Annotated in this window: 16 protein-coding genes; 3 read left to right on the forward strand and 13 right to left on the reverse strand. The window is 67.1% G+C overall.

Annotation, left to right across the window (positions count from 1 at the left end; genetic code table 11):
- Positions 1–58 precede the first annotated feature (58 nt).
- Entirely contained in the window at positions 59–739 is a 681-nt protein-coding gene (locus tag NP095_RS07620; protein ID WP_232416507.1) for a hypothetical protein, read from the forward strand.
- 383 nt (positions 740–1,122) lie between these two features.
- On the opposite strand, the gene NP095_RS07625 is transcribed toward NP095_RS07620, so the two are convergent.
- From NP095_RS07625 to NP095_RS07635, 3 genes are all read right to left on the reverse strand, one after another.
- A complete protein-coding gene (locus NP095_RS07625) occupies positions 1,123–2,835 on the reverse strand; it encodes a DUF4041 domain-containing protein (protein ID WP_232416506.1) in 1,713 nt (570 codons plus the stop codon).
- Between the two features lie 485 nt (positions 2,836–3,320).
- Entirely contained in the window at positions 3,321–3,944 is a 624-nt protein-coding gene (locus NP095_RS07630; protein WP_232416505.1) for a hypothetical protein, read from the reverse strand.
- A gap of 209 nt (positions 3,945–4,153) precedes the next feature.
- A complete protein-coding gene (locus NP095_RS07635; protein ID WP_232416504.1) occupies positions 4,154–4,789 on the reverse strand; it encodes a hypothetical protein in 636 nt (211 codons plus the stop codon).
- Positions 4,790–4,926: 137 nt separating this feature from the next.
- On the opposite strand from NP095_RS07635, the gene NP095_RS07640 reads away from it, so the two are divergent.
- A complete protein-coding gene (locus tag NP095_RS07640) occupies positions 4,927–5,451 on the forward strand; it encodes a hypothetical protein (protein WP_232416503.1) in 525 nt (174 codons plus the stop codon).
- A gap of 187 nt (positions 5,452–5,638) precedes the next feature.
- Here the strand turns inward: NP095_RS07640 and NP095_RS07645 are convergent, their stop codons facing one another.
- From NP095_RS07645 to NP095_RS07690, 10 genes are all read right to left on the reverse strand, one after another.
- A complete protein-coding gene (locus NP095_RS07645) occupies positions 5,639–6,289 on the reverse strand; it encodes a hypothetical protein (protein WP_232416502.1) in 651 nt (216 codons plus the stop codon).
- A 567-nt stretch (positions 6,290–6,856) separates the two neighbouring features.
- Entirely contained in the window at positions 6,857–7,579 is a 723-nt protein-coding gene (locus NP095_RS07650) for an alpha/beta fold hydrolase (protein WP_232416501.1), read from the reverse strand.
- A 75-nt stretch (positions 7,580–7,654) separates the two neighbouring features.
- Positions 7,655–8,479 carry an alpha/beta fold hydrolase gene (locus tag NP095_RS07655; protein ID WP_232416500.1) on the reverse strand — a complete coding sequence of 275 codons (825 nt, stop codon included), beginning with the start codon at positions 8,477–8,479 and terminating at the stop codon, positions 7,655–7,657.
- 118 nt (positions 8,480–8,597) lie between these two features.
- Positions 8,598–11,351 (reverse strand): helix-turn-helix transcriptional regulator, encoded by a 2,754-nt coding sequence (locus tag NP095_RS07660; protein WP_232416499.1) that lies wholly within the window; start codon positions 11,349–11,351, stop codon positions 8,598–8,600.
- A 74-nt stretch (positions 11,352–11,425) separates the two neighbouring features.
- Positions 11,426–11,872 (reverse strand): GNAT family N-acetyltransferase, encoded by a 447-nt coding sequence (locus tag NP095_RS07665; protein WP_232416498.1) that lies wholly within the window; start codon positions 11,870–11,872, stop codon positions 11,426–11,428.
- Complete coding sequence (locus tag NP095_RS07670; RefSeq protein ID WP_232416497.1) at positions 11,869–12,729, reverse strand: 3-methyladenine DNA glycosylase; 861 nt, start codon at positions 12,727–12,729, stop codon at positions 11,869–11,871. Before NP095_RS07670 ends, NP095_RS07665 begins: the two co-directional genes overlap by 4 nt.
- Positions 12,717–13,106, reverse strand: a complete 390-nt coding sequence (locus NP095_RS07675; protein WP_256766135.1) for a Fur family transcriptional regulator — start codon at positions 13,104–13,106, stop codon at positions 12,717–12,719. The genes NP095_RS07670 and NP095_RS07675 overlap by 13 nt, the downstream gene beginning before the upstream one ends.
- Positions 13,099–13,929 (reverse strand): metal ABC transporter permease, encoded by an 831-nt coding sequence (locus NP095_RS07680; protein ID WP_232416496.1) that lies wholly within the window; start codon positions 13,927–13,929, stop codon positions 13,099–13,101. The genes NP095_RS07675 and NP095_RS07680 overlap by 8 nt, the downstream gene beginning before the upstream one ends.
- Complete coding sequence (locus tag NP095_RS07685) at positions 13,926–14,705, reverse strand: metal ABC transporter ATP-binding protein (protein ID WP_232416495.1); 780 nt, start codon at positions 14,703–14,705, stop codon at positions 13,926–13,928. Before NP095_RS07685 ends, NP095_RS07680 begins: the two co-directional genes overlap by 4 nt.
- A complete protein-coding gene (locus tag NP095_RS07690) occupies positions 14,702–15,628 on the reverse strand; it encodes a metal ABC transporter substrate-binding protein (protein ID WP_232416494.1) in 927 nt (308 codons plus the stop codon). The genes NP095_RS07685 and NP095_RS07690 overlap by 4 nt, the downstream gene beginning before the upstream one ends.
- Before the next feature lie 135 nt (positions 15,629–15,763).
- Between NP095_RS07690 and NP095_RS07695 the strand changes: the two genes are divergently transcribed.
- Positions 15,764–17,149, forward strand: a complete 1,386-nt coding sequence (locus NP095_RS07695; protein WP_232416493.1) for a glycine--tRNA ligase — start codon at positions 15,764–15,766, stop codon at positions 17,147–17,149.

Here is a 17,149-nt window from a genome sequence, read left to right on the forward strand (position 1 = left end):
ACGGTTGGGGTCCCAACTCGTCGGTCCGCTTTCGTGAAATCCGGCTAGCGTGGGTCGCGTGAGCGAACTCACCGTGGTCCCGGCCCGCCCTTCGTTTCGGGGGGTCGTCATCGTCCTCGACGTGGCGGCCAAGGTGATGCTCCTGCTCCTGCTGATGACCGCGCTCCGGTATCCCGAGCTCGGCCACCTCGAGGGCAAGGGCGCCACCGCGCGGGCGGTCGGCTATCCACTGGCGGCGTTCATCATCCCCGCCGCATGGTTCCTGGTCTGGCGTCGCCGGGTGACGTTTCCGTGGCTCGTGGACCTGCTGGTGACCCTCACCTGCTTCACGGACACACTGGGCAACCGGATGGATCTCTACGACACGGTCCGACGGTTCGACGACGTGATGCACTTCGTCAACACCGGTGTGCTGACTGCGGCGTTCATCCTCCTCACTCTGCCGCGGCGGGCGACGCGTGCACAGGTGTTCGAGCGCTCCCTCGCCTTCGGGGTGACCGCAGCGCTCGTCTGGGAGATCGCCGAGTACTACGCCTTCCTCAGCACCTCGGGCTTCGTCGATCGGTATGCCGACACGCTGGGCGACCTCGCGCTCGGTTCGCTCGGCTCGGTGGCCGCTGGGCAGCTCGTGTACTGGGCCTGGAAGCACCACCACCTCCTGACTGAGGGGCCGCAACCCCTGCCGGACTACCCGGGGGCCAACGAACGTCCACCGACCAGTCGGCAGCCGGGGCTCTGAGCAGGCGCGATCCTGCAGTCACCGTCGCCTCGTGTTCGTGCGCTGGGGCCGGCGCGGTGCGGGGGTCGCAGGGCCACGTGACCCGTCCGCTGACGACGTCGGCGACCGCGGGAGGGACCAAGGCCGTCTTGCCGGTACCTGGCGGTGCGTGGACCACCGCGACTCCGTGGAATCGGAGCGTCTCGTCGAGAGCGGCCAGGCCCGGCGTTGACCGGGAGGTCGGGCGGTGAGGCGAGCAGGTTGCGCAGCGGGTCAAACGCTGCCGCTGCATCTGCCTGACCTGCCCGGCCGGGGCGTAATCGGTCCCTGCTTGCGGAAATCGGCCAGAGTGACTCTTTCGCCGCGGAAGGCAGCGACTCGGCCCGTTCGCGACGACGGCCAGTTCAGATCGTTCGATCTGCCTCCAGTGCCATGTCCGGCCAGCTCAGACGGAACTGTTCTGCTTTTTGTTCTGGGTCGAACTCGATGACTTCCACGTCGTTGTCCTTCAGCACCTCGAGGACCGCAGCCGGCTTGACCCTGAAGAACTCCTTGCGCGCATTGATCTTGTTGATCCGTTGATCTGCGAAATGCCGGTGAAGCATCGCTTCGACCGCAACCGCGTCCTTTGAGAAGAACAGCGCGTGAACGTCGAACTGGAACGGAACGGACGCGTCGCCGAGCTCGCGGACGCGGTCCATCGGGTCTAGCCGTCGTGTCATTCCGATCTTGACCAGTTCTTCCCCGAAGGCACCGAGGTTCGAAATGACGTAAACGTAACCGGCACGGATGTTCGCGGCTCGATAGTCGACATCATCGATGGCTCTGTCGATGCTGGCGAGCTCGCCGCGGAGTCGTTCCGCACCCTCGGCGTCACCCTTGGCTTCGAGGGCGGCGATCGAATTCAAGTAGTGGCTGCGCTCCTTTTCGAGCCGATCGTGCTCACGCTTGAGTTCGGCAGCCGCCTTTGCCTGTTCGCGCAGTTCGGCTTTGCGCTCCCGCTCGAGTTCTCGCTCGGCCTGAACAGTCTGGAGGTGCTGGGAAGCGAGCGCGAGCTCTTCGAGACGGAGCTTGTGGAATTTGTGCGTGATTTCGAGGCCGATGATGACACCGTTCTTGTGGACGGCTTCGACAGCTTTCTGCAAGCGGGCTTGCGCCGTGTGTAGGTTTCCGGCCTTCACGGTCTTGATGCAGTTCTCGGCTTCAGCGTTGTAAGCACGCAACATCAAGCGGGCGATCCCTTTGGACATCTTCTTGCCCTCGGCGGCAGAACCGTTCACTGTCCAGTTCTCGTTCATCGTTGTCGCGTGGCCGATCTTGTTCATTTGTCTGATCTCCGCCCGCAGCCTTGCGAGCTCGTCCGCCAAGACGGCAGACGACTCAGCTGGGTGTTCGAAGTCGAAGAGGCCCAAGGACTGCATCTCGACTTGCTGACGTGTCGCTACAAGTTCCTTCTCAGCCGCTGCCACTTGGCTTCGGAGGCGTGCGAGGTCGTCTTCGATTTGCGTGAGCTCAGAACGTAGCGAGTCGATTTGCGCCTCACGTTCGACAACATCTTCGAGCCCGAACCGAGCGATAGCTCTGGACTGAGTCGACAGAGTCTCGCTCATTCGCTGGGCCCGGTCGAACAATGTACGCAGTTCGTCCAGCGCAGTTTGAGCCACAGCCTTGGCGTTGAAGAACGTCGGTGACGTGTCGAGAACCGTCGGGCGAGGGATGGTCGTGTCAGTCTCGCCCTCTTCTCGGTCTTCGCTCTGGGTCAGATCGGGCAAGCTTTCGTCCGTCGCAGGCTTAGCGGGATCGGTCTCCCGGCTGAACTGAGGTTCTTCCGATTTCGGGCCACGGCGCTCTTGAGGCTCTAGCGCTGACGATTCCTGCCTCGCTTCAGCCTGAGCCAAGCCGGGCGTGACATCAGCAGTGAGTTCCACCTCCGCGCCTGTCCCCGCTACATCCTCACTGTTCGCTCGGTCGGCGTCCCCCTGGGCTTCTGAAAGTTCGATTGGGTCTCGCGCCACCGCCCCGCGGTTGGAGACGTGCTCAGTCCACTGATCACCATTCCAGTAACGCATCTCATTGCGACCCGTTGGATCCGCAAACCAGTTAGCCGGTGTCGTCATGGGCCGGAATCTACGACAGTGTCTACGTGGATGGTTGCGAAGTGCGTAGATCGTGTGACAGGTGACTGTCGCCGGATGAAAACGGCCTGCAGCATCCGGGCCGCTGCCTACGCGGCGGAGTGGGGCACTCGTGGTCCTCAGGTCAGCTTCGGCAGGAGGCAGAGAGAGTTCCCGAATCGGTCCCGCTAGAAATCAACCGTCTCGACCATGAGAACCGCGAGAACAGCACCACACAGGACCATCATCGCGGCACCGATCAAGAGCACAGATACCCAGACCAGGATCGTCGTACGCAACGGCCGTTTCTCCGGTTCGGAGATAGAGGCGAACTCGCCGCGTCTCCTCATAAACCGAACCCTACGACGGGCGAGACGATCTCAGTGCGTTCCGAGTAGTCATGTGCGGACAACTGTTCCTGGCGGACGCCCGCTCGCGCCACTCGCGGCGGTTTGACGCGGGAGGTTGATTGCAGCAGATCGTTTCGCTTATCGGTTGCGATCGCGCCCCTGCAGGATTGCGGTCGCCTCGCGCACTAACTGGGGGTCAGCCGCAACCTGCGCTACGACCTGGCGACCGCGACCCGGTTCCATTCGGTTCCCGATGAGGTTGACTGGTCTCAGGAAGTAGATCCGTGTCTCTCCGAGTGCCTCGTTCTCAAGGATCCCTATGAGGTCCTCATAGTGGGCCCGGACGGCGTGCATACTCAGGGTCGCTGCTAGGCCATCTCTCACAGGGGGTCGGGATTCACGCAGGTAGATCTCAAGCAGTTGCGCCCAGTTCTGCCGCACGGCCTGCCTCGTGAAGCCCCGGGCAATCCCCTCAAGAATCCGATCCGGGTAGTCCAGCAGGAGATGCCTGCGCAGGATGGGGAACGCCACCTCACCCTTGTCGGGATGCGCGTACAGCTGCCATACAGAACTGACCAACACGCCGGCCGATCTCAACTCTTCGATCAGGGGTCGTTCAGCTCGACGCAGTTCTTCACTGCGCGCTTGGTGCTCGGTTTCGACACGGTCAACCTGGGCGCGATACGCGGGGTCGTTGCGGTACCGCGCTTCCATGTCGCGCTGGAGTTCGTCAGCAGTGATTCCGCGGCGGTGGCTTCCCATGGGAGCACCGTACGGCGCAGAGAAGGCGAGAAGCAGGCTGGCAATCCGCCTTTACGAAGATTTGCGGCGAAATGATGCAGTTGCGTCAGTTGAGCGTGGTTACAACGAGAACCTGCTCGATCTGCGCACATTAGCTAGCCGTGGATCCGATTACTTCGTCCCGCAGTCACGACCAAGGGCGCCTTGTGAGCGTCGACTGACGCGTGGTGTTACCCGCTCAGTCCAGTGAGCTGGAGACCATTCACCGACTCAAACTGGTACCGGATGCTCTCAACCGCCGACGTGTCGTAATGATTCTGGCGTTCGGTCCATCCCATGTAGTAGCCGGAGCCGTGGGAGTATGAATCCCATGACACCCAAGCCGGGTCCTGCTCCAGCAGATCGTGTGCAGTCACGCGCTCAAGGGTTCCAGCGATGAGCGAGTGTTCATTCACCCGGCTACGCCACAACCCATCCACCTCGAATGCTGCGAGCGTTTGCTTGAGCGGTGTGCCGACCCGCAGGAAGGCGCCTCCTTTTTCGCGGTCCCACTTCCCGAACGAGTTGAGAGCGTGATGGTCAGCTAGGCCCATCGCTCCCAACTCAGCGACGAGACTGATCGCAGGAACGCTGAGAACCGTGAACCATGAACCCCTGCTACGGAGAGCCTCAGCCGCGTGCTTCGCATCTGCCGATGTTGTGAACAGTCCTTCGGCTCCGTCATACCGTCTTGATGTCGTCGAGTGCCACGCGTTGCGGTTCTTGAGAAGCACGTAGAACTGGTGGATACGAACGTCTAGCAATTCGCTCGACAAAAGTTGATGGTCGTCCCGACTGGAGATGGTCCTAGCTTGGTTTGCGAGCACGGCGACATCCTTGCGTCTCCGCGAGAAGTGACGCAAATGACTCACCTACCGAGTCATACGTCCAACGCGGCGGATAAAAGCACCTTCTTGTGCCACGGCAGCAGTCACCGTCGACGCAATAGGTCATGATCCTTCTCATGACGTTTCTTGACTGGATCGAACCCGTCCGTTTGTTGCGGGAGGAGTCAGGCCCAGTCCTGGTCGAGCAACTGGAACTTGGGGTGCAAGTCGGAATTCCACTCTCTGCCGACGTGCCTCGCGGCGTTGCCGCAGCGATGCTCGAAGAGCATCTGCGCCCGCGAATCTGGGGGGCCCTCAGCCGCGAGGACGCGCCCGCAACTCAAAAGCAGCGCGAATTCCTAATGGCGATCGCCCACGACCGGTCGTTCGAGGGAGGGCCACTCGGGAAGAGCCTTGCATCGGCGTGGATCAAGCACTACTTGGCTGTCCGCACCGCAGACAGGCTGCAGGAGCTAAGGCTCTCGGCGGGAGACCAAGTAGTCCACAAGCAGACGTGGGCGGACCACAGCACCGGCGAAGTGCATGACTGGAGTGATCGCCAAGTCGTCTCCAGTATCGGCTCACGCGGATTGGTCTACTTCAAAGGCGGCAATGGCAAATGCGGTTGGCCCGCCAACTTGTCTCACTGCGACGATTCCTAACCACCTGGAAGGCGCGCGCATATCGGATGACCGCAAGCTTGTGGGTGGTCGCACGCAGCCGACGCGAGCGGGGAAGTGAGGTAGGTGTCGGCTCTGGTCCTGCCCGGCGCGAGAGGAATCACCCCACCCCACACACCCGCCGTGAAGGGACGGCCCGACGGCGTTCTCCTAGCACCTCAGGTCGATATCAGGAGAAGGATTGGTCATCACTTACGTTCGAAGCCACGTCAAGTGGCCCTAGTCCTCGAAGGGCCCGTGCGATGTCTTCGACCTGTTCAGCCTCCGCGAGCTCCAGCTCCAGCAACTTTCGACGCATGCGGACCGCACGCGCGACAAGAGATGCGTCATCGGCGTTCGTCCGCGACAGAAACCATCCGGAACGTAACCTGTGAGGCAATCCCGCGATGCTCTCTGCGTTGCTTACCAGGTACTTGAAGGCCTGCCACGCAGCCACCCCGCCGAGTGATCCACCGGCGATCCATCCGGAAAGTTCGACGACCAGCGGCGATTGCTTTGACAGTGATACTCGTGGACGCAGAACCGTACGTTCTCCAGCATAAGAGGATCGCAAGGCACCAATCTCGTCGGGTTGGACGGCCAACGGACGCGCGAACTGCTGACTTTTCGTCCGGGGAGTCGGCGGGTCAGGGAACATTTCCAGCGCATCGAAGCTCTGGAGCGCTTCATCTACCGTGGCTAGGCCTACCGCCAGAGTCCAAGTTCGATCCAGGATCCAGAGTGCCTCTATGACTTCGGGCAAGGACTGACGCTCGGATAGGACTGTCACGGAGACGTAGGGCGGCTGATCCGGTCCAGGTTCGCGGCCAAACTCGCTCATGTTGCCTCATCGCTTGAAGGTTCAGGAAGTCGGAGCGTATCGGCGACAACGGGACTACAGGTGCCAGAACTCTCAAGACCATGAACCTGGGAAACCTGGCAGCGCCGCTCTCCGACACTTTCCAGCTCGTCGATATCTCGAGAGTTTGATGCGGTCCGAAGTCTTGCTTTGGCGTGTCGGGCTTGAGAACGGCGAGCCTATGAGGATGCGCGGCGAGGACCTCGCGGTGAGATTTGACGCCAACCCACCTCCCCGGCCATCGTCCCGCCAGGTAGGTAGACGGCCTCCTGTCTGAACGGGCTGGGCGCGTTCGGGCCTGGCGCGAGGAGTGCCACTTGAGATACGACTGACGCTCTTACGTCCTTGGCACCGCACCTGGCGTGGCATGCGTCATTCTGGGCGGAAGGACGCACCCGGCGGGGCCGCGTTAGGGCAGCCCGTGGGTGGCCGGCAACGGGAATCGGGTGCTGTGCGAGTTCCCTCACCTAGACTGCCGCTCCTGCGATGAGAGACAGGTCCTCCACGCGGTGCATGCATGGAGGACCGGCCACTCAGCCCCATCCGCCCTCAGTTGGCGGTGGCCTTGGCGGCCTCGTCGATGACGAGCGCGACGGTCTCGGGACGCGAGACCGTGACAGCGTGCGAGGCGTCGACCTCGACGTTCTTCGAGCCGGCGCGCTCGCCCATGAACCGCTGCGACTCCGCCGGGACGGCGAGGTCCTGGAGCGTGACGATGTTCCACGTCGGGACGTTCTTCCAGCCCGCCTTCGTGGCCTTCTCCTCGAGGGCGTCACCGATGATCGGTCGCTGGGTGACGGCCATCAGCGCCGCCTCCTCCTCGGGGACGTCGGCGGCGAAGACCGCATGGAACTTGTCCTGCTCGATGTAGAGGTCGGCGGCCTCCGCGTTGTCCGGCGTCGCCACCGGCACGGGGTGCAGCGCCGACCCCAGTTCCGCGCCGGGGAACTTGGCCGAGAGCTCTCCGGTGCTCTCGCCCTCTTCGAGGATGAAGCTGGCCACGTAAACCAGCGCCTTCACGCCGGAGTGGCCGTCGATCGCCTGGCTCATCACGCTGCCGCCGTAGGAGTGGCCGGCGATGACGATCGGGCCCTCGATGCTGTCGAGGACGGTGCGCAGGTACGCGGCGTCGCCGTGCAGGGTGCGCAGCGGGTTCGCCGCGGCGATCACGGGGTAGCCGTCGCCCCGCAGGGTCGCGATCACCTCGTTCCAGCTGGAGGAGTCGGCGAAGGCTCCGTGGACGAGGACGATCGTGGGTTTGGTGGTTGCCATGATGGGTTCCTTTCGGTGGTGGCGGAGGATCCGCCGGGTGGGCTCGTGACCGGGTGTCGCGGGTGCGTCGGTGGGTCAGCTCTGGATGAAGGCGAGGAGGTCGGCGTTGATGACGTCGGCGTGGACGGTCGCCATGCCATGGGGGAAGCCGGGGTAGACCGTGAGCTTCCCGTTCGGCAGCAGCTTGATCGCCACCTCCGCCGAGGCGCCGATCGGCACGACTTGGTCGTCGTCGCCGTGCATGAGCAGGGTCGGCACGTCGATGGCACGCAGGTCGTCAGTGAAGTCCGTCTCCGAGAAGGCCTTCACACCGTCGTAGTGCGCCTCCGCACCGCCGGCCATGCCCTGTCGCCACCAGTTCCAGACGACGCCCTCCAAGGCCTTCACGCCCGGCCGGTTGAACCCGTAGAAGGGACCAGAGGCGACGTCGAGGTAGAACTGCGACCGGTTGGTGGCGACGCCCTCGCGAAAGCCGTCGAAGACCTCGATCGGCAGGCCACCCGGGTTCGCCTCGGTCTGCAGCATCAACGGAGGAACGGCGCCGATCAGCACCGCCTTGGCGACGCGGCCCTCACCGTGCCGAGCGACGTAGCGCGCGACCTCGCCGCCGCCGGTGGAGTGCCCGACGTGCACGACGTCGTGCAGGTCGAGGTGCCGGACCACGGCGGCGGCGTCGGCGGCGTAGTGGTCCATGTCGTGCCCGTCGGCGACCTGGGCGGACCGACCGTGGCCGCGACGGTCGTGCGCGATGACGCGGTAGCCGCGCTGGACGAAGAACAGCAGCTGGGCGTCCCAGTCGTCCGAGCTCAGCGGCCAGCCGTGGTGGAACATGATGGGCTGCCCCGATCCCCAGTCCTTGTAGAAGATCTCGGTGCCGTCGTCGGTGGTGATGGTCGCCATGGCGGACTCCTCGCAGGTTGCGACCGGCGATCTGCCGGTGTCCCACCACGGTCGTCCGGCGCGAGGCCGACAGCGTCAGTCAGATGACTGCACGTCCACCCGGCGATGACTGCAGTCGTCAGTGACGCGATGCGTCGCCGAGTGCGTCTCGCAGACCCGCCCGACTGGTGACCCCGAGCTTCGGGAAGATCCGGTACAGGTGCGCCGACACCGTGCGCGGCGAGACGTAGAGCCGGGCCGCGATCTCGCGGTTGGTCAGGCCGCTCGCGGCCAGTTCGGCGACCTCGAGCTCCTGCGGCGTCAACGAGTCCGCGCCGGTCACCGTGGCGGTGCCACGGTTGACGCCAGTCGCGCGCAACTCGGTGGTCGCTCTGCGGGCCCACGGCTCCGCGCCCAACCGCTCGAACCCTGCACGGGCGGCGTCGAGCTGCTCGCGCGCGTCACGCAGCCGGCGCAGCCGGCGCAGGCGCTCACCGAAGGCCAGGCGCACCCTGGCCAGCTCGAACGGCCACGACTCGACACCGGGCAGGGCCAACGCCCGCTCGAACAGCCCGGGCGCCTTGGCGTCGGGGGCCACCATCGCCACCGCCGCGGCCGTGGTGAACGCGAACCGCGGGGTGATCCGGCCGAGATCGGCCTGCTGCAGGACGGCCGCGTGGTCTCGTGCCTGAGCCGTGCGGCCCGTGTGGTGCGCTGCCTCCACCAGGTCGAGTCCGCTCCAGAGCGCTTCCGGGTTGTGGGTGCCGAGGCTGCCCGGATCCGTGATGCTCACGGCGTGGGCGTAGGCGGTCTCGAAATCCCCGTGTGCGAGGGCGGCTTCGGTCAGCGCGTGCCGGGCCCAGTTGGCCACCCATCCGAACTGGCGCGGCTCGGCCCAGTCGAGCATCGCCCGGCACTGGGCGACGCACGCGTCCCGGTCGCCGCGATTGGCCGCGACGAGCGCCAGGCCGTACAGCGGGCCCCAGGTGTAGAGCCGGTACCCGAGGTCGGCGCACAGGTCCTCGGCCTCGTGAGCCGCCCGAGCGGCTGCGTCCCAGCGTCCCGACCGGTAGTCATCGAACGCCACCATGGTCAGCGCCAGGACCGCCGAGCCGGCGGCGCCACCCTCCCGGCCGTCGTCGACGACGCGGTCCAGCGCGCCTCGGCAGCCGGCCAGACGGTCCACGTTGAAGGCGGCGATCACGGTACGGACGATGTGCGCGACGTCCATCGAGTCATCGAGCCCCGCGATGGCCCGATCGAGCTTCTCCAGCGTGGCGGGGGGCACCACCAGCGGGTCGCCCTGCGCCGCGGCGATCACGACCGCGTCGGTGATCGCGGTTGGGGGGAGGCGCGCGACGATCTCGCGCAGGCTCTCCCAGTAGTCCGCGCGTCCGGCGAACTGGCACACGGAGGACAAGGTGTAGACGGCCTGAGTGAGGTCGCCCTCGCATGCTTCCGGCCGATCCAGCGCGGATCGGATCGCATCGGTCAGGAGTTGATGGGCCGTCGTGACGTCGGCCTCGCTCGTGAGCAGCAGGTAGCTGGCCGTGACCGCCGCCTGCAACGTCTCGGCCGCCGTCGGGTCGCCGCGCGTCACGTCGCGCAACAGCCGGGACGCGTCCTCGAGCCGGCCCGTGGAGAATGCCCCGATGAAGGCGGCGTCCGCCAGCCGACGGTTGCGCTGGGTGCGGTCCGGGCTCAGGTCGGCGGCCCGCATCAGTCGGGTGACGGCTCCGACGACGTCACCGCGCTGGAGCGTGCTGCGAGCACCCGCCTCCACGGCCGCCGCCGTGTCCTCGTCCGGGCAGAGCGCGGCCTCGGCCAGGTGGTGTCCGCGTCGCTCGGGGTCGGTGAAGACCTCGGCGAGTGCCAGGTTCACGCCGCGGCGTTCCTCGAACGTCGAGCGGTCGACCATGACGCTCTTGATCAGGGGATGGCGGAAGGTCATGTGGCCCGCCGCGTCATCCACGAGGACGAGACGGGCGAGCTCTGCCGGAGCGAGGTCGTCGAGGGTGCCGGTCGGGCTGGCTGCGGCGATGACCGCCAGGTCACCGGACCCCTCGAGGGCGGCGAGCAGCATCAGCGAGCGCGTCGCGCTGGGCAGCACGGCGATCCGGGCGTTGTACAGCGACTTCACCTCGCGCACCGTCCCGTCGACCTGGCCGCCGGTTCCGGTGGGTCCTCGTCCCGCCGAGGCGAACTCCAACAGGGCCAGCGGGTTGCCCTGGGCCTCGTGGGCGATCTCGCGGTGCACCCTGATCGGGAGGTGCGCGAACTGGTGAGCCAGCAACTCCAACGACTCCGCGTCCTCCAGCGGCGGGACGACGACGTCGCGCCAGCCGGTGCGGTCGAAGAACCCGCAGGCACCGGGACGCGCCGCCGCGAGCACACCGAGCCGGGTGTCGTCGAGGCGCCGCCCGACGAAGCCGATGACCGCCGCGCTGGCTCGGTCCACCCAGTGCATGTCGTCGATCACCACCAGCAGAGGCGTCTCGTCGGCGGCCAGGCGGAAGAGAGTCAGGGCGGCGTCGAACACGGCCAATCGGTCGGGGATCGGCGCGGACCCGATGCCCAAGGTCGTCTCGAGGGTCGCGCGGGTCGCGTCCGGCAGCCGGGGCAACCAGGTGGCGAGCGGGACGACCAGCTGGTGCAGGGCGGAGAAGCTCACGTCGGTCTCGTACTCGACACCGGCGCCATGGACGACGCGCGTCCCCTCGGCCTCGGCGGTCGCGACGGCGGCCTGCAGGAGGGTCGACTTCCCGACCCCCGGCTCGCCGGTCAGCAGGAGCGCACCGCCGTCGACGGCGGACTTGCGCACGAAATCGGTGAGAGCGGCCACCTCGCGCGCGCGTCCCACGAGGCGGGGTGTCGGCAGATGCGCGTTGGCCATGATGCTCCAGGAGCTGCTGGTCAGTGACCCAAGGCTAGAGGCTCCGGGTCCGCGTCCGCACCCCCTCGTTCGGACTACTGAGACTGAGCCGACGCCTGGCGCACCATCGGGATGTGGTCGATGCCGGCATCCAGGTAGTGGGGGCCGGAGGTGACGAAGCCGAAGGTGCCGTACCAGTCCTCGAGGTAGGCCTGGGCGCCGATGTGGATCTCCTCGGTGCCCCAGCGGTCCAGCACCTCGCGCAGCAGCGAGCCCGAGAGTCCCTGCCCGCGCGACTCCTTCAGGGTGGCGACGCGGCCGATCTTGCGGTGGCCGTCGGCCACGTACGTGCGCAGGTACGACTGGATGATCCCGTCGTCGTCGGCGATCCACAGGTGGACGCAGTCGTCACGCAGGTCGATGCCGTCGACGTCGGGCTCGTCGCACTGCTGCTCGACGGCGAAGACGACGTCGCGGATGCGCCAGATCTCGTAGACCTCGCGGGCGGTCAGCTCGGCCGCGGGCCGGACGGTGATGCTCACGCGTCGACTGTAGTGAGCAGTCCCTCGACCAGCTCGAGCAACCGGGCGCGCAGCGGAGCGGCGGCCTCGGTGAACCCGCGCTGGCGGCGGACGTACTCGGCCTTGCCCTCGGGCGTCTCGATCGCGATCGGCTCGTAGCCCAGGTCGGACAGGTCGTAGGGCGAGGCCATCATGTCGACCTCGCGCACGGCCAGCGCCAGCTCGAACGTGTCGAGCACGATCGTGGCCTCGGCGAACGGCAGCAACCGGAAGGCGATCCGGTACAGGTCCATCGTGGCGTGCAGGCAGCCCGGCTGCTCCCACTCCAGCTGGTGCTCGCGGCCCAGCTCCTCGATGTTGAGTGGTCGCGCCTCGTCGGTGAAGAACCGGAACGCGTCGACGTGGGTGCACGTCAGCTTGTGCGACTCGACGACCTCGTCGGTGCCGGCGGCGCCCAGGCGCAGGGGAGCGGGGTGGCGGCGGTCGTCGGCGTCGCGGTAGACCATCGCCCACTCGTGCAGGCCGAAGCAGCCGGTGCGGGCGGGACGCGACGCGGTGCGTGAGAGCAGGTCGTGGGTCCACTTCAGGCCCGGCAACCGCTTCCCGAGCCGAGCCTCATCGACCGAGGCGACGCCGTCGACCTCGACGTAGGCACCCCGCGCCGCGTACTCCGGCGCGTCGGCCAGACCCACGCCGAGTCCGGGGTGCCAGCGCTCGAGCTGACCGGGGGAGAGGTTGTAGTACTCGAACAGGAAGTCCGCGACGGGGTGCTTCTCGCCGTCGGCACGCCGCGCCAGGTGCGGGCGCGTGTGGACCTGCGCCCGCTTGCGGTGCGCCTCGGCCAGCGGCAGCCACTCGGAGCGGCTCAGGACCTGCATGATCCGCAGGTGCCGAAGATCTCGAGCGTGTGCGAGACGTCGGCGAAGCCGTTCTCCTCGGCCACGCGGTCGGCCCAGCGCTCGACCGTCGGGCCCTCGACCTCGACCGTGCGGCCGCAGTCGCGGCACACCAGGTGGTGGTGATGGCCGTGACTGCACTGGCGGTACAGCGTTTCACCGTCGTCGGAGCGCAGCGCATCGATCTCGTCGGCGTCCGCCAACGCCTGCAGCGTCCGGTACACCGTCGACAGGCCCACGTTCTCGCCACGGGAGGCCAGCATCGCGTGGATCTGCTGCGCCGAGCTGAACCCGTCGAGGTCCTCCATGAGGTCCGCGACGGCGCGACGCTGACGGGTGTTGCGGGGGGCCTCAACCACGGGGTGCCTCCTGGCGGGTGCGGATGTGCGACAGCGCATGGACCAGCGCGGTGACGACGAAGACGCCCAGCGCGATCACCACGATCGTCGGCCCCGGCTGGGTGTCGATCTGGTAGCTGACCAACAGGCCCGCGACCGCAGCGAACAGACCGATCGCCATGGCTGCGAGGTGGGTCGAGCGGAAGCTGCGGGTGACCTGTTGGGCCGCCGCCACCGGAACCACCATCAGGGCCGACACCAGCAGCAGCCCGACGGTGCGCATCGCGACGGTGATCGTCACGGCCGCCAGGACCGCGATGAGCATGCCGTACAGGCGCACCGGGATGCCCATGACGCGCGCCTGCGCCTCGTCCTGGCACAGGGCGAACAGCTGGGGTCGCAGGGTGATCGTCGTCGCGACGACGACGATCCCGAGCACCGCCACGATCGTCAGATCGGTCGGGCTCATCGTGATGATCGAGCCGAACAGGTACTGGTTCAGGGCGGCGGCGGACTCGTCGGCGAGGTTCGCCAGCAGGACGCCACCCGCGATGCCGCCGTAGAACAGCATGGCCAGCGCCAAGTCGCCGCTGGTGCGGCCGACGCTGCGCAGCACCTCGAGCAGGATCGCCCCGGCGACGGCCACGATGATCGCCGTCGTCAACGGCGCGATGCCGGTGAGCATGCCCAGCGCGACGCCGGTCAGCGCCACGTGGCCCAGGCCGTCGCCGAGGAGGGCCAGCCGGCGCTGCACGATGAAGGTGCCGACAGCCGGGGCCGACAGCCCGGTGATGATCGCCGCGGCCAGCGCGTACTGCATGAAGGGGTAGGACAGGACGCTCATGCGTCGCCTCCCGGGAGCGGGCCCTGCGAGGGCACGGGGCGCGTCACGGCGGGCTCGCTGCTGTGCGCGTGGTCATGGGCGTGGTCGTGGGTGCCCGGACCCTGGGCCGGACCCTCGTACTCCACGAGTCCGGCGTCGAGGTGGACCGCTCGGTCGACCAGCGGCGCCAGCGGGCCGAGCTCGTGCGCGACCATGACGATCGCGGTGCCGCGCTGGTCGAGCTCGCCCAGCAGGTCGGCGAACACCTCGGCGCTGTGCGCGTCGATGCCGGCCATGGGCTCGTCCATGACCACCAGGTCGGGATCGGCGACCAGAGCACGGGCGATGTGCGCCCGCTGCTGCTGCCCGCCGGACAGGTGGGTGATCGGCCGCTTGGCGAGCCGGGCCAGGCCGACGCGCTCGATCATCTCGGCGGCAGCCGCACGGTCGGCGCGCGTCGGCCAGCCGAAGCGGGGGCGGCGGGACAGGGCGCCGCTGACGACGACCTCGGTCACGGTGGCCGGCACGCCGGAGAAGACCTCGGGACGCTGCGCCATGTACCCGACGCGCTGGTGGTCGTGGAAGCGGTCGAGCGGGGTGCCGAACAGCTCGATCGAGCCGCGGTGCGGGATCAGCCCGACGAGCGCACGCACGAGGGTCGACTTGCCCGAGCCGTTGGCGCCCAGGATGGTCACGAACTCACCGGGCATGACCCGCAGGTCGACCCCGCGCAGCACGGGGGTGCCGGCGAGGTCGACGGTGACGCCGCTGGCGTCGATGACGGGGGTGGTGGTCATGCGCAGCCGTTCGCCTTCTGCAGCGCGGCCAGGTTCTGTCGCATGAGGGAAACGTAGTCCTCGTCGGCGGTCTCGTCCGAGAGGCCCTCGATCGGATCGAGCACCGCGGTGGTGACACCGGTCTCGCGGGCGACGGTCTCGGCCAGCGCCGAGGAGGCCAGTCGCTCCGTGAAGATCGTGGTGATGCCGTCGCGCTTCACCAGATCGGTGATCTCGGCCAGCGCCGCGCTCGACGGCTCGGCCGTCGGGTCGATGCCGCTAATCGCGATCTGCTCCAGGTCGTAGGCGTGGGCGAGGTAGGCGAAGGCCGCGTGCGAGGTCACGAAGTCGTCGCGCTCGCAGTCGGCCAGACCGGTCGTGAAGTCGGCGTTCAGCTCCTCGAGCTCGGCGACGAGCGCGTCGGTGTTGGCCTCGAACTCGTCACGGCGCTCGGGGTCGGCGGCGATGAGGGCGTCGCGGACGTGGCCGGCGGCCGTGATCATGTTCTCCGGGTCGAGCCAGACGTGGGGATCGTCGCCGCCGTGACCATGGCCGTGGTCGTCCTCGTGCTCGTCGGCGTCCTCGCCCTCATGGAGTTCGGGCACGCCCGCGGCGATGTTCACCGTGGTGTCGGCGGGACGATCCGCGTCCTCCAGCGCCTTGTCCACGGCGGGCTGGAAGTGGTCGAGGTAGACGACGACGTCGGCCTCGTTGACCTTGACGACCTGCTTGGCCGTGAGCTCCAGGTCGTGCGCCTCGACGCCGGGGGAGGTGAGCGTCGTGACCTGCACGTCGTCCCCGCCGACCCGCTCGGCCAGGAACGCCGCGGGGTAGAAGGACGCGACGACCTGGGTGCGGCCGTCGTCCTTCGCCTCGGTGCCGCAGGCGGTCAGGGACAGGCCGGCGGCCAGGCAGGCCGCGGCGACGAGGGGAAGACGCTTCATGGGAATCATTTTCATCTGTGCTGAGAACCGTTGTCAAATCGCGCTGCGGTAGAGTGGGCGGTTGACCTCGGGCGCGCCTCGTCACGACGATGCGCATCGGCCCGCCGACATCCAGCCGGACAGGAATTCCCCTCCATGGCCTCAGTCATCGACACCGTCATCAGCCTGTGCAAGCGCCGCGGCTTCGTCTACCAGTGCGGCGAGATCTACGGCGGCACCCGCTCCGCCTGGGACTACGGGCCGCTGGGCGTCGAGCTCAAGGAGAACGTCAAGCGTCAGTGGTGGCGCTCGATGGTCCAGAGCCGTGACGACGTCGTCGGTCTCGACTCCTCGGTGATCCTGCCCACGCAGGTCTGGGAGGCCTCCGGTCACCTCAACGCCTTCGTCGACCCGCTGGTCGAGTGCCTGAACTGCCACAAGCGCTACCGCCAGGACCACCTGCAGGAGGCGTACGCCGAGAAGCACAACGTCGATGACCCCGACACCGTCGAGATGTCGGTCCTCGTGTGCGCGAACTGCGGCACCCGCGGCGAGTGGACCGAGCCGCGCATGTTCAACGGCCTGCTCAAGACGTTCCTCGGCCCCGTCGAGTCCGAGGAGGGCCTGCACTACCTGCGCCCCGAGACGGCCCAGGGCATCTTCGTGAACTTCGCCCAGGTCATGAACTCCTCGCGCAAGAAGCCCCCGTTCGGCATCGGCCAGATCGGCAAGAGCTTCCGCAACGAGATCACGCCCGGCAACTTCATCTTCCGCACCCGCGAGTTCGAGCAGATGGAGATGGAGTTCTTCGTCAAGCCGGGCGAGGACGAGGAGTGGCACCAGTACTGGATCGACACGCGCCTGAAGTGGTACACGGACCTGGGCGTCAACCCCGACAACCTGCGCCTCTTCGAGCACCCGGCCGAGAAGCTCTCGCACTACTCCAAGCGCACGGTCGACATCGAGTACCGCTTCGGCTTCGCCGGCTCGGAGTTCGGTGAGCTCGAGGGTGTCGCCAACCGCACCGACTTCGACCTGTCGACGCACGCCAAGCACTCGGGCCAGGACCTGTCGTACTTCGACCAGGCCAACAACGAGCGCTGGACGCCGTACGTCATCGAGCCGGCAGCGGGCGTGAACCGCTCCCTGATGGCCTTCCTGGTCGACGCGTACACCGAGGACGAGGCCCCCAACTCCAAGGGCGGCGTGGACAAGCGCACCGTCCTGCGCCTGGACCCGCGTCTCTCGCCGGTCAAGGCCGCCGTGCTGCCGCTGTCGCGCAACGAGGCGCTGTCGCCGAAGGCGCGCGACCTCGCGGCCGAGCTGCGGCAGAACTGGAACGTCGACTTCGACGATTCGCAGGCGATCGGCAAGCGCTACCGCCGCCAGGACGAGATCGGCACGCCGTACTGCATCACGGTCGACTTCGACACCCTCGAGGACGATGCCGTGACGATCCGCGAGCGCGACTCGATGTCGCAGGAGCGGATCGCCCTGGACCAGGTCAGCGGCTACCTGGCGTCGCGCCTCGTCGGTTGCTGA

The sequence above is a fragment of the Aeromicrobium duanguangcaii genome, assembly GCF_024508295.1.
Classification (GTDB): domain Bacteria; phylum Actinomycetota; class Actinomycetes; order Propionibacteriales; family Nocardioidaceae; genus Aeromicrobium; species Aeromicrobium duanguangcaii.